The following is a 13,855-nucleotide window of genomic DNA, read 5'->3' as shown; positions in this document are numbered from 1 at the left end:
TTTGCGTCTTGATAAATAAGCGGCTTTATGAATAATGATAAGATCGTCACACCCAGCTTTTGCTATATACTAGCGGCGAATTTCCTGCTTTTTTTCGCTTTCTATCTAATCCTGCCGATCTTGCCTTTTTATCTGAAGGAAGAATTCATGATCGGGAAGTCTATGATCGGGTTTATCTTGTCGTGCTATACGCTAGCGGCGCTCTGTATCCGTCCGTTCGCCGGATATTTGCTGGATACTTTCGCCCGCCGTCCCTTATATCTGGTGGCTTATTTCATTTTCACCGCCATATTCGGCGGATACATGGTAGCCACGGCGCTTACCCTCTTTATCGCCTTACGCGTCGTACACGGTTTCGCCTTCGGCATGGTGACGGTGGCTGGAAATACGATACTGATCGATATCTTGCCCTCCTCCCGCCGTGGGGAAGGTATTGGCTATTACGGCCTAGCCAATAACATCGCCATGAGTTTCGGGCCGATGATCGGTCTGTTCATGCAAGGGAACTTCACATACGACGTGATCTTTTCCTGCTCGTTGCTATCCGGAAGCCTTGGTTTTATCATGGCCTATATGGTCAAGACTCCTTATAAGCAACCGGTCAAACGAGAACCGATCTCCCTAGACCGCTTTTTCTTGGTGAAGGGAACTTGGGCGGGTATCTCCCTATTATTACTCTCCATTCCTTATGGTATGACTACCACTTATGTAGCGATGTACGCCGCTGAGATCGGGATCAGCGTAAACTCCGGACTTTATTTCACCTTTATGGCCGTGGGACTAGCCGTCTCCCGCCTGTTCTCCGGACGGCAAGTGGATAAAGGACGGATCACGCTTGTTATCTCCCTCGGGATGTATTTGGCGGCGGCCACATTCTTTCTTCTCGCGGCGCTCAAGGAGTTGATGCATTGGAATCCGGTATTTTCCTCTTATCTCTACATAGGTATAGCCCTCTCGCAAGGCGTGGCATTCGGAACCATGTTCCCTGCTTTCAACACGCTTTTCGTGAATCTGGCACCCAATAACCAGCGGGGTACGGCCACGTCTACATATCTAACTAGTTGGGATGTAGGTATCGGTATCGGGTTGATGGCCGGGGGCAGCATCGCACAAGAGCTAGGTGGCTTCAACTACGCCTACCTGTCCGGCGCTTGCCTTACGGTATTGTCTACGTTTTTCTTTTTGTTCAAGGCAGGGCCGCATTTCAACCGGCACAAGCTGAGATAAGTACTGCACGGCTCTTCCATTAATCTATCCGTTCTTAGTTAAGCCGAGAAGCTTTAATTCCATACAATAAGCCTACTCATGAACTGCGCACGTAAGAAGCTAAGAATCAGCGTCAAAAAAACACGAGAATCTTTCCGTCAAAACACGTACATGTTTTTTCAAAAAGTCGTACGTGTTTTGGATGAAACTCGTACGTGTTTTCCCGAATCTTTCGGCTGAGAACAAAAGCGCATATAGAAATCGACAAGAAGCCATCATCACTTGTATATCCCCTGTTTTTTACTTAATATCGCGTAACGATAATCAAGCTGATAAGATGAAAATAATAGCAGATAACACGGTTCCTTACCTAAAAGGGATCTTGGAGCCGATAGCGGACGTATCCTACCTTGACTCCAAAGAGTTTACTCCCACGAACATAAAAGACGCGGATGCCTTGATCGTACGTAGCATAGATAAATGTACACGCGAGCTATTGGAAGGTAGCCGGGTTCGCCTCATCACGACAGCCACGATCGGGTACGACCATATCGATATCCATTATTGCGAGAAGACAGGGATCACGTGGAAGAACGCCCCGGGTTGCAACGCCGCTTCCGTGGGGCAATATGTATTATCCTCTTTGGTAGCCGTCGCCCTCCGCAAAGGAGAGAGACTAGCAGGGAAGACTATCGGTATCGTTGGCGTAGGCCATGTAGGGAGTATCGTAGAGAGGCTATGCGAGGCCATGGGGATGCGTGTGCTTCGCAATGACCCGCCCCGTGCCGAGCAGGAAGGTGAGGATGGATTCGTATCCTTGGACACGATCGCGAAAGAGGCGGATATCATCACCTTGCATGTCCCGCTGACCAAGGAGGGACGCTTCGCCACCCGCCATCTAGCCGATCATGCCTTTTTCGACCAGCTGGAACGGAAGCCTTGGTTTATCAACAGTTGCAGAGGTGCCGTACATGATACGCAGGCCTTATTGCAGGCCAAACGAACCGGCAAGGTCAGCGAACTGATCATCGATTGCTGGGAGAACGAACCGGATATCGACCGGGAATTACTGTCGGAAGCCACGATCGCCACTCCTCATATAGCCGGTTTCTCCGCTGACGGGAAGGCGAACGGGACACGAATGTGCCTAGAGAATATAGGATGCTTTTTCGGTATCCGTATCGAAAAGATCAAGGAAGTCATTCCGCCTGCCCCAACCAACCCATTCATCGACTTGGGACAATTCAAGGAGCACCGGGTGGAAGGAGCCATCTTGAGAAGTTTCAACCCAGAAGTAATCGACCAAGCACTAAGAGCGAATCCTCATCATTTCGAGCGATTTAGGGCAGCGTATGACCATCCCCGTGAGTTCCATGCTTACCAAGCGATCAAAGCTGACCCGGAAGAATTCGCCGTACTCCAGAAACTAGGTTTTCAAGTAGGCTAATGACAAAAAAGCCTTACAGTAAACTTTCGATCACATGAGGATAATGCGCATACTCCAGGGCATGCACTTTCGAGGCTACCTCCTCCGGCGTATCCGAAGGTAATACCGGACAAGAAGCCTGGAAGATGATAGCGCCCTCATCATAATGCTCATTAATATAATGTATAGTAATACCCGACTCCCGCTCACCAGCCTTCACGACCGCCTCATGCACATGCATGCCATACATCCCCTTGCCGCCATATTTAGGGAGTAACGCAGGATGGATGTTCACGATCTTACCGGGAAAAGCCTGAAGAATCACGTCTGAGATCTTATTCATAAAACCGGCCAACACGATAAGGCAGACATCATATTCCGCCAACTTTTCCAAGATCGGCACACCGGCAATAAATTCCTCCCGTGAAAACACGAAAGAAGGTACGCCCAACTTATTTACCCGCCCATGCACGCCAACATTACGATTATTTGATAAAACAACCGCAACATTAACGTTTTCACTGTTAGCAAAATATCGGGCGATGTTCTCGGCATTCGTACCAGATCCGGAAGCAAAAATCGCTATGTTTTTCATATTTTTAGATGTTTAAATGCACAAGAAAAGAAAAAATGTGCAGTTTTCCGCATTTTTAGCTTATTAAATTTGCTTTGTAACATAAAAAATTCTTTTCTTTGCACTGCAAATTTAAAAAGTATATTCGTATTTATTAATCTAAATTGAAAAAGTTATGTCTGAAGTTGCTGAAAGAGTAAAAGCTATCATCGTTGACAAGTTAAGTGTTGAAGAAACAGAAGTTACAAACGAAGCAAGCTTTACTAACGATTTAGGAGCAGACTCTCTTGACACTGTAGAATTGATTATGGAGTTCGAAAAAGAATTCGGTATCTCAATTCCTGACGATCAAGCAGAAAAGATTACAACTGTAGGTGACGCTATCGCTTACATCGAGGCTAACGCGAAGTAATCAATCCTTTTAACTAAAGGTATGGAATTAAAAAGAGTTGTAGTAACAGGTCTTGGAGCTATTACTCCTCTTGGTAATACCCTCCCCGAAACATGGGAAGGTATTATCAATGGAAAAAGTGGCGCTGGACCTATTACTCAGTTTGATGCATCCAAATTCAAGACACAATTTGCATGCGAAGTTAAAGGCTTCGATCCGTTGAAAGTTATGGATCGTAAGGAAGCCCGCAAGTGTGATCGTTATAGCTTATTCGCGATCGACGCGGCGAAACAAGCGATCGAGGACGCGGCAATGGACTTGGATAACGAAGATAAGAACCGTATCGGCGTTATTTTCGCTTCAGGTATCGGTGGTATCAAGACATTCGACGAGGAAGTATTGAGTTATGCGAAGATCAAGGATACGATCGGTCCGAAGTTTAACCCGTTCTTCATCCCGAAAATGATCTCGGATATCGCGGCTGGACATATTTCCATGCTTTATGGATTCCACGGCCCGAACTTTGCGACCGTCTCAGCTTGTGCATCTTCTACAAACGCTATCAGCGACGCATTCAATTATATCCGTTTAGGCAAGGCTAACGTCATCATCACCGGTGGAGCGGAAGCTGCTGTTTCTGAATCGGGTGTAGGTGGATTCAACTCCATGAACGCGTTATCGACACGTAATGATTCTCCCGAGACCGCATCTCGCCCGTTCAGCGCTAGCCGTGACGGATTCGTGATGGGTGAAGGTGGAGCTTGCTTGGTATTGGAAGAAATGGAGCACGCATTGGCTCGTGGCGCTAAAATATATTGCGAGATCGCAGGAACCGGAATGTCTGCCGATGCTTATCACTTGACCGCTTCTCATCCGGATGGTTTAGGAGCGAAGCTGGTTATGCGCAACGCATTGGAAGATGCGGGAATGACTCCGGAAGATATTGATTACATCAATGTTCATGGAACATCGACTCCCGTAGGCGATATCTCAGAGGTTAAGGCGATCAAAGATGTGTTCGGAGAACATGCTTATCAACTGAATATCAGTTCTACAAAGTCAATGACCGGTCACTTGCTTGGTGCTGCCGGAGCGGTAGAGGCGATCCTGTGTATTATGGCTATAAACGATGGTATTATCCCGCCGACCATTAACCATGCGGAAGGCGACGATGATCCTGAAATAGATTATAAACTGAATTTCACATTCAATAAGGCTCAAAAGAGAGAAGTGAAAGCCGCTTTATCGAATACGTTTGGTTTCGGTGGACACAACGCTTGCGCCATTGTTAAAAAATTCGTGAAATAACGTGTTTAGAAAGCTATACAAACAGCTACATAAAAGAATAAGGCTCCTGCATAATAAAGGTAGGGAGCCTTATTTGTCTTTATCAAAGATTCTAGGTTTTTATCCGGATAATCTCCAGATTTACGAGCAGGCCTTGTTGCATAAATCATCATCAGTAGAGACGGGTGATGGTAAATGGCTTAACAATGAGCGTCTTGAATTTTTAGGAGATGGCATTTTGGATGCGGCGGTCGCCGATATTGTCTATAAGCGCTACCCGAATAAGCGGGAAGGCTTTTTGACAAACACACGCTCCAAGATCGTACAACGGGAAACGATGAATAAGGTTGCCGTACAACTCGGCCTCGATCAAATGGTAGTCTATTCAACCAAGATAAACTCTCATAACAATCATATGTATGGTAATGCGCTCGAGGCTTTGATCGGCGCTATTTATCTGGATCAAGGTTATGACGTTTGTTATAAGTTTATCCGTGACGTGATGATAGAAAAGTATATCGATGTAGATACACTCGTCCGGAAAGAGATAAATTTCAAGTCAAACTTGATTGAATGGAGCCAAAAGAACAAAATATCGATCTCGTTCGATCTAATAGAGTCTTTTACGGATCATGATGGAAATCCTGTATTCCAAAGCGCGATTAAATTGCTCGGCGAGCAAATTGGCATAGGTATCGGTTACTCCAAAAAAGAATCCCAGCAAGCGGCTTCTAAAATGGCGGTCAAAAGATTGCGGACAGACAAAGAACTCCAGCAACGTATCTCTGCCACAAAGAAAAAGAAGACGGGTGAACTAACCGATGAAAAAGAGTTTTCTGACCTCCCAGAGGAAGAAACTGTATGATAAATAGCAGAACTTGGGTATATCGTTTGATATACCCAAGTTCTTAGTTATATAAGAATAAGCTCATATAAAGTTGTATGTATGAAAAAACAGTACAGTAAATTTCTCCGAATATTAATAACCAGCATATTATATATCGGCTATTTCTCGATTTCAAGTTCGTTGGCGCAGATCAGCGAAGGAGGACTCCCCCCCAGCTTTCAATTCGCAGGTTCACTTCGAAGTGAAAAGCTAGCAGAACAAGTTCCAGTGAATTTCAGTGTGGAAGACCTCAAGGCGGTCGATGCGTGGAGGGTCAGCCAAGGCGCTCCGTTGCGTGTAGCCAAGTCGATCCCAACCAGCTTCGACATCGCCGATAGCGGCGATTGGATTTCACTACCCGACGGTAGCCAAATATGGCAACTTCACCTTCAAGCGAAAGGAGCGATCGCCTTGATCCTGTATTACTCCGATTTTTATATACCCAAAGGTGCCCGGTTATACCTGTATAACGCAGCGAAAACCCAAGTATTGGGTGCCTATACGCATCGTACGCATCCTGAAAACGGACCGTTCGCAACCCAAGCCGTAGCAGGCGATGAGGTGATCCTCGAATATGTACCGGCACCATCCGGCGAGACACCTCGACTACGCATCCGGGAGGTCGGTTACGGGTATAATCATCTTGAAGCGATCATGCCTGAAGTACAGGAAGCGCCGGGAGCTGGCTTTTCAGAAGCTTGCGAAGTGAATATCAATTGCGAGGAGGGAGCCGATTGGCAGGAGCAAAAGAAGGGGGTGATACAAATGATTCAATACATCCGTAATAAAGAGGGAGAAGGAGGAAGCTATATTTGTACGGCTTCTCTGGTAAATAATACGGCCCGTGACAAAAAGCCTTATGTATTATCCGCCTTCCATTGTTCGCAAGATATACTGGGCGAACAGACGGTTACTCCCGAGGAATTAGCGGTCTGGTTGTTTTATTTCCACCAAGAACATGTGGGCTGCGATAATGAGTCACCCATTTATCCGATAAAAACCATGGTAGGATGTACACGGAAAGCCTCTACCCCTGTCGAAAACGGTTCCGACGGACTGTTGCTGTTGCTTAACGACGAGATCCCCGACGATTATAATGTATTCTTTAACGGATGGGATCGTTCAAATATGCTTTCACTCTCGGGCGTAGGCATCCATCATCCTTCCGGCGATTATATGAAAATCTCCACCTATGGAAATTATCCGACAGAATCGATTACATGGCGTAATAGTGATGTTGGGAAAACCGGGGCCACGAACGCTCATTGGAACGCGACTTTCGATGCCACGTTAAACGGACACGGGGTGACCGAGGGAGGTTCTTCCGGCTCGCCTTTATTTAATAGCAAAGGCTTGATTATAGGTACGCTGAGCGGTGGAAGCTCCAGTTGCGAACTGCCCGAAGAATTGAATTTATACGGTAAATTGTATTATCACTGGAATAAATACAGTGATAATGATACAGCCCGGATGGATGTCTGGCTAGATCCACTCGGAACGGGCGTCACCTCGTTGCAGGGAATGACGCAGGATGGGAAAACGATCGGAAACGAGTATGAAGGTCCGACTGATTTGAAATACAAACAGATCTCCACGGGTGAGATTCAACTGACATGGAATGCCCCAGTCCTCGAAAAAATAGCTGGTTGGGGATCACAAGATCGTTATCAACAGTTCGGTCTCGGAGGAGATCCATTCTATTTCGCTCAGAAATGGGATACGAAAGATCTACAACCGGTGCATAAAAAAACGATCCGGAAGGTTAATTTCTATCCACTGGAAGGGGTCACTTATGGAGTCTATATCAAACAGGGAAACCGGGAGTATGAAGAGAGTTTCACTCAACTGCAATCAGGTAAAATAAATTCGGTCACACTTAAAACACCATTCGTAATCGACGCGAAGCAGGATTTACTGGTAGCCATTCATGTGATAAGCTATGCCAATAACACATACCCGGCATGCTCCGATGAAGGCCCCGCAGTCGACGGAAAAGGGAATTTATATTCTTTGGACGGAAAAAAATGGGAAACATTCTCAGATGATGAGCTAGATGCCAATGTTGTGTTATCGATCGTAATAAGCGCGGAAGAAGGTGAGCTCCCCTCAAGTTCCGTATTCTCCACGAGCACTTTCTCGGAGAAACCGCAACCCATGAGAACGGGCCGATTATCATTCCGGAAACTGGCTATCGCCTCTGATGCGCAAGAAGCAGAGTTGATCACGGCTTTTCCGGAGCTGACCGGTTATAAGGTATATCAAGATACCCGGGAACTGACGACATTACCTGTTTCTCAACGGAATTATACGGTGAAAAATCTGACAACAAGTACCCCTCTGCTCCAAGTAACGGCACTTTATGGAACCGACGAAAGCGCTCCGGCTACGGTAATTCCGGAAACGAGCGTAGGTAACGAACTGAAGCCAACAGGCGAAGAAGTAGATATTCAACCACGTATCTTCTCGAATGAAGTACAGATCCAGAATTATCAACAACTGAAATCGCTTGAGATCTACAGGGCCGATGGAAAGTTGATACGTAGCGTCCCGCAACCGGGAAGCAGTCTCAGCACGGGTGATTTTGCCACTGGAATGTATATCTTCCGCTTGACTACCGAAAAGGGAAGCCAAACCGTTCAAGGTATTAAAAAATAAACGGCCGCCTACTAGTATAAAGTAAAAAAGGTTGTGCGTTCTCTGACACACAACCTTTTTTATTTTATTTCCCGAATGTTACCCCCATCCGTTTTCCTTGTACGATCAAATCATGATCCGGTGTCACCAATTTTAGTTTTCCCGCTACTTCCGACAAGGGAATGGATTCCACCGTGTCTCCTTTCATACAAACCATACGTCCGAATTCACCAGTAGCGATCAGTTCCGTGGCATGGCCTCCCAAGCGAGTCGCAAGGTTACGGTCGAACGGAGAGGGGTTTCCACCCCGTTGGGTGTATCCCAATACGGTATCCCGGGTCTCGATACCCGTTCCCGCCTCGATAGCCCGGGTGATATAATCAGAAGGACGCTTTTTATCCGGAGTCTCGATACCCTCGGCTACTACAACGATGGAATAAGGTTTGCCCCTGCGAGCCCGATCCAAGATCGCCTCGTTCACCTTATCGATATCGTATCCCAATTCCGGAAGTAAGATCACGTCGGCACCTCCAGCCATCCCGGCATACAAGGCGATCCATCCGGCATGATGGCCCATCACCTCCACGACCATCACCCGCTTATGTGAACTAGCCGTAGAATGAAGACGGTCTATAGATTCCGTGGCGATATTCACGGCGGTATTAAAACCGAACGTAATATCCGTACCCCATATGTCATTATCGATTGTCTTGGGAACGCCTATCACGTTCAATCCGATCTGAGATAACAGATTGGCCGTCTTCTGCGTACCGTTTCCTCCGATACAAACCAAGCAGTCCAGCCCCAGCTCCTCATAATTTTTCTTAATGATCTCCGGCTTTTCCGAATCTCCCGAGGCCAAGAGCTTACGGAAAGGCTTCTCTCTGGACGTTCCTAAAATGGTTCCCCCTAAATTTAATATGCCGGATAAGCTCCGTTCATCGAAAACTTGGACGTCTTTATTCAAAAGACCTATAAAACCGCTATGAATACCTATCACTTCCATGCCGTAATGCATGATAGCGGTCTTGCCAACACCACGGATCGTAGCGTTGATACCGGGGCAATCGCCACCCGATGAGAGAATCCCTATTTTCATCGTAACGTTAATTTAGTACCTAGCAAAGATATAAATAAAAAGAGAATGCCTACATTTGCACTCGAACAAATAAAAAGAGCATGGATATTTTAACACAGATGATTTCGCTCCTTTTCCGCCATCGACAAACGGAGATCGGACGATTTGGGCAGGATATAGACCATATCCAGCGCAAACAGCTGCATGCTCTGCTTTCGACGGCACGCAAGACGGAATGGGGACTCAAATATGATTATAAAAGCATTCGCTCTTATTCTGACTTCTGCCAACGTCTTCCCTTACAGACTTATGACGAGATAAAGCCGTATGTCACCCGAATGATAAACGGAGAAAGGAATATTCTCTGGCCTTCGGTGGTGCGGTGGTACGCTAAGAGTAGCGGGACCACGAACGACAAAAGTAAATTCCTGCCCGTCACCCCCGAGATATTAAAGGGTTGCCACTATAAAGGAGGCTTCGATTGCGTGGCCATTTATCTGCGGAACAACCCGGAAAGCCGTTTCTTCTCCAAGAAAGGCTTGATATTAGGCGGCAGCCATAGCCCTTCCCCGCTAAACTCCGAGGCTCATCAAGGCGACTTATCCGCCGTATTACTTCAAAATCTCAATCCGCTCGTCAATTTAATACGCGTCCCCAAGAAACCCATTATCCTAATGGATGAATGGGAAAGCAAGATCAAGGCGATCGTGGAGAACACTTGGAATAAGGATGTAAACAGCCTATCCGGTGTTCCTTCTTGGATGTTGGTCTTGATCAAGGCCGTATTGAAAAAAACGGGTAGGGAATATCTTACGGACGTATGGCCTAATCTGGAGGTCTTCTTCCATGGGGGAATCAGTTTCGAGCCTTACCGGGAGCAATATAAAACCTTGATTCCATCGAATAAGATGCATTATATGGAGACCTATAACGCATCCGAGGGCTTCTTCGGGCTGCAAGACGATCCGACAGACCCCAGTTTGCTTATGATGCCGGATTACGGTATTTTCTATGAGTTCATCCCGATGAACGAGGTGGGTAGCGCCCATCCGACCGTGTTACCGCTGGAATCGGTAGAGACCGGGAAAAACTACGCGATGGTGATCACGACCTCGGGAGGATTATGGCGCTATCAGATCGGGGATACGGTACGTTTCACCTCGTTATTCCCTCATAAATTCGTTATCTCCGGACGTACCAAGCACTTTATCAACGCCTTCGGCGAGGAGCTAATGGTGGATAACGCCGATAAGGCGATCGCCATGACTTGCCTACGAACCGGGGCGAAAGTAAAAGAATATACCGCCGCCCCACTCTTTATGCTGGATAAGGCAAAAGGACGGCACCAATGGTTTATCGAGTTTGACAAGAAACCGGAATCTCTCGATGAATTCGCCACTTTATTAGATCAGAACTTACAAAAGCTGAACTCGGACTATGAGGCGAAGCGGTATAAAGAGATCTCCCTTCAACCGCTGGAAATCGTTATCGCCCACGACGGTGCTTTCTATGAATGGCTCAAGCAGAAAGGTAAATTAGGCGGCCAACACAAGATCCCACGCCTCAGCAACGACCGCACGCATATAGAGGAGCTTTTGCGCATCAACCAGTCTCTATAAGCCGGTATGCGCTTTATTCATAAGACGCATTAAAATTGATAAGTCAGATAGAATCCCGCCATATTCGAACTGAATACCGGAGCGGCCACGATCGGGCAGTTCTTCACATTTCGATTGATCCGCCGGGCGATAGCGTTACGAATCGGGAAATAGATCAGATACGATAACTCTACCGACAAGATCCCGAAACCCGCGCCGGCTACTACATCCGCCACCCAATGCCTGTTATTGTATAAGCGGGAACCCGCCACGAACGCCGCTATCGCATAACCCGAGTAAGCGAGTATAGGCGAGCTATCCTTAAATTCCTTATAAGCCATATGCGCCCCTAAGAAAGCATTCGAGGTATGTCCGGACGGAAACGAATAAGGCGCCCCGTCCGGGCGAGGCTCGTTTACCCAGTTCTTCAGCCCATGCACCATCAATCCGTTCATCCCTTCCGCTAAAGCGACCAAGCAAAGTTGGTCCACCCAGTTATGCTTCTCTGTTCCCATAAGGTCGCAGACAAATACCCAACCCAGCATTCCCCACTCCAAGTAATTGTCGATATGGATTTGCTTCACGGAATCTTTCCGGGAAAACAGGTGAAAGTCATTCATCCCGTCGATCGCCGTGCCTACGGCTCCCACCGTTATCAATGAGGCCGGAAGAATCAAGCTTTTCGGGTTAAACTTATAGGCGACGACAGGCATTCTCTCCTTGACAGGGGCTTGAGAACGTACGTTTAACGTATCGAGATCACCAACGCCGGCGAACGCAATGTTTACGAAGCCTATCAAAAGGCTTGCCAAGACGATTAATTTCCTATATATCATATCCGTTATTTTCCTCTAAGACATCCCTCTCCCGGATAAACCCTTCATCAAAATAGTTGTTCTCTATTTTCGAATGGATCACCCGCTGGAAATAGAAACGATGGTTATTCCAATGGAAGGCCGGGTATTCCCTGTTTTGTTTGACAATATTATTCGTGAAGACCAACCCGTCCACGGACTTGGCGTATACCAATGGCCTATCGAACGTAATAAACTCGTTCGCGTCGATCACGATATCACTATGGAAATATTTCCTTTGCGACGCTAAATCCGGGATTTCGGGATAAATAGAGATAATAGCGTTCGTAAATTGGAACATATTCGTCAAGGAGTTGATGAACTTATTCTTACGGATCAACACGTTCCGGCAAGCGCCGGTCTCGAACCAGCCGTTGCAATCACCGCACAGCAGGATCGCCGTCCCCGAGGTATGATCGAAAACATTATTCTCTACGACCGTTTGCCGAGGCGTGCTGAACAAGGAACCGCGGGCACGGTTATTCCGGATCACGTTATCCGAGAATAGGACCGTCGGCGTCCACTCCAGATTCTCTATGCCGAAGCCGCTTCCCTCATGGATCGAAGGATTCACCGTATTCTCAAACCGGATCTCGAACTCCTTCGCCCCTCGGTAATCCGGTTGATCAACTGCCTTGATAGCGGTAATCCGGTTTCTCGCCCCTATCAATTCCATGGTGCTCGAATGGATGAACTGCACGGAATCCCCTACCCTTCCCCATTCGAAACCATACGATTGCGGGTGCATATACCGGCCTACCAAGGTAGAGTCATTCACTCGTCTCACCACTTTCAGGTAAGTTCCATGCACATTGATAGCGTCGTCCATCATCCCTTCGTACAAGCCATTCTTGGAGATGATCGTTCCCTTGCAGGCCGAGAAATGGGTAGCGTCCGCCTGTGTCGTGAAATACCGCGGATCGTCCGCCCCTTTCAAGCAAACGGAGAAACCATCCAGCGTGATATTCTCGCTCACTTGCGCCAAGAGGCCCATTCCCTCGGCATAATGAACCTTGATATTCTCCAGAGTCGTATTCACGTCATGATACAGGAAGACACCGGGAGCCGGACGTTCCCAAGAACGCATGGCGATCACCGTACCGGGCACCAAACGGCTGTCTTTCCAACGGGGAGACTTTATCAGCCTTGGAGAAACCTCGATCAAGCCCCGCACGCCTACCGGGATATCGCTTGTATTATACACCAAATGACGTGTATCTCCCTCGAAGGCGATACCGGAACCGGGAGTCAACTCCCAGCCTTCTCCCTCCGCTACAAACACGCTATCCCGTATCTCATAGCGTACCCATGGAGCCACCTCGAAGGTGATCCCGCCTTTCAGCGTATCGTTCTCCACCACTTTTACCTGTGAAATCTGAGGATGCTTGAAGTCTATACTGAAATTCTTCAAGACACAATTCCTCGAATCCAGCAAAGAGACCGGCAACATCCTGCCGTGGAAGATTAACTCCGAGCCTTGCCCGTCGAACACCATATTCTTCATCCCCTCGAAAGGCAAACCTACTTTCTTCGGATTCATTTGATCATGATTCGAGATGAAATAGACACGCTCCGCCGCGCTATCGGGATAAAACTCATAGCGGCCCTTAGGCAAGGTCACCACAATGGTCTGGTTTTCCTCGCATTTCTCCCGTATCTGCTCCAATGCCCTCGCCATAGCGGGCGCATTATCCACATTCTCGACCGGGGATAAACCATAAGCCGACAAATCATACCTCCCTTCCGTAGAACAAGCGCTTCCAAACAGGGAATAAAGCAGGACAACTGCCCCCCATAGATACCATTTCATAGAAAATCAATTAAATATATCCGCGAAGGTATGTATTTTACAGGGTAAGCGCACTAAAAACAGACAACAACTTTCCGTCTCATGAATCCTATCACGAATCTCCTATAATAG

The 13,855-nt window shown here is 47.3% G+C and carries 11 protein-coding genes; 7 read left to right on the top strand and 4 right to left on the bottom strand.

The window, feature by feature from the left end:
- Window positions 1-27 precede the first annotated feature (27 nt).
- The gene (locus tag CI959_RS08475) at window positions 28-1,227 is read left to right on the top strand and encodes an MFS transporter (protein WP_005860702.1); all 1,200 of its coding nucleotides are present in this window, start codon (window positions 28-30) and stop codon (window positions 1,225-1,227) included.
- A 316-nt stretch (window positions 1,228-1,543) separates the two neighbouring features.
- The gene (pdxB, locus tag CI959_RS08470; RefSeq protein ID WP_036619007.1) at window positions 1,544-2,653 is read left to right on the top strand and encodes a 4-phosphoerythronate dehydrogenase PdxB; all 1,110 of its coding nucleotides are present in this window, start codon (window positions 1,544-1,546) and stop codon (window positions 2,651-2,653) included.
- A gap of 13 nt (window positions 2,654-2,666) precedes the next feature.
- On the opposite strand, the gene CI959_RS08465 is transcribed toward pdxB, so the two are convergent.
- Complete coding sequence (locus CI959_RS08465) at window positions 2,667-3,227, bottom strand: phosphoribosylglycinamide formyltransferase (RefSeq protein ID WP_005860699.1); 561 nt, start codon at window positions 3,225-3,227, stop codon at window positions 2,667-2,669.
- Window positions 3,228-3,381: 154 nt separating this feature from the next.
- Here CI959_RS08465 and CI959_RS08460 point away from each other — a divergent pair, with 154 nt between their 5' ends.
- From CI959_RS08460 to CI959_RS08445, 4 genes are all read left to right on the top strand, one after another.
- The gene (locus tag CI959_RS08460; protein WP_005639879.1) at window positions 3,382-3,618 is read left to right on the top strand and encodes an acyl carrier protein; all 237 of its coding nucleotides are present in this window, start codon (window positions 3,382-3,384) and stop codon (window positions 3,616-3,618) included.
- Between the two features lie 21 nt (window positions 3,619-3,639).
- Window positions 3,640-4,905, top strand: coding sequence for a beta-ketoacyl-ACP synthase II (gene fabF, locus CI959_RS08455; protein ID WP_005860697.1), 1,266 nt, complete (start codon window positions 3,640-3,642; stop codon window positions 4,903-4,905).
- Window position 4,906: 1 nt separating this feature from the next.
- Window positions 4,907-5,749 (top strand): ribonuclease III, encoded by an 843-nt coding sequence (rnc, locus tag CI959_RS08450; protein ID WP_005860695.1) that lies wholly within the window; start codon window positions 4,907-4,909, stop codon window positions 5,747-5,749.
- An 81-nt stretch (window positions 5,750-5,830) separates the two neighbouring features.
- Entirely contained in the window at window positions 5,831-8,425 is a 2,595-nt protein-coding gene (locus tag CI959_RS08445; protein WP_057317539.1) for a T9SS type A sorting domain-containing protein, read from the top strand.
- 64 nt (window positions 8,426-8,489) lie between these two features.
- Here CI959_RS08445 and CI959_RS08440 read toward each other — a convergent pair whose 3' ends face one another.
- The gene (locus tag CI959_RS08440) at window positions 8,490-9,503 is read right to left on the bottom strand and encodes an ATP-dependent 6-phosphofructokinase (protein ID WP_005860691.1); all 1,014 of its coding nucleotides are present in this window, start codon (window positions 9,501-9,503) and stop codon (window positions 8,490-8,492) included.
- A gap of 80 nt (window positions 9,504-9,583) precedes the next feature.
- Between CI959_RS08440 and CI959_RS08435 the strand changes: the two genes are divergently transcribed.
- Complete coding sequence (locus CI959_RS08435) at window positions 9,584-11,101, top strand: GH3 auxin-responsive promoter family protein (protein WP_057317538.1); 1,518 nt, start codon at window positions 9,584-9,586, stop codon at window positions 11,099-11,101.
- Between the two features lie 29 nt (window positions 11,102-11,130).
- On the opposite strand, the gene CI959_RS08430 is transcribed toward CI959_RS08435, so the two are convergent.
- A complete protein-coding gene (locus CI959_RS08430; protein ID WP_008781033.1) occupies window positions 11,131-11,916 on the bottom strand; it encodes a phosphatase PAP2 family protein in 786 nt (261 codons plus the stop codon).
- A complete protein-coding gene (locus tag CI959_RS08425) occupies window positions 11,906-13,744 on the bottom strand; it encodes a right-handed parallel beta-helix repeat-containing protein (RefSeq protein WP_057317537.1) in 1,839 nt (612 codons plus the stop codon). Before CI959_RS08425 ends, CI959_RS08430 begins: the two co-directional genes overlap by 11 nt.
- Window positions 13,745-13,855: the final 111 nt, after the last annotated feature.

This window comes from Parabacteroides sp. AT13 (assembly GCF_002272965.1).
Taxonomy (GTDB): Bacteria; Bacteroidota; Bacteroidia; order Bacteroidales; family Tannerellaceae; genus Parabacteroides; species Parabacteroides distasonis.
The sequence above is the reverse complement of the archived record's forward strand: the minus strand, read 5'-3'. Positions and strand labels throughout refer to the sequence as shown.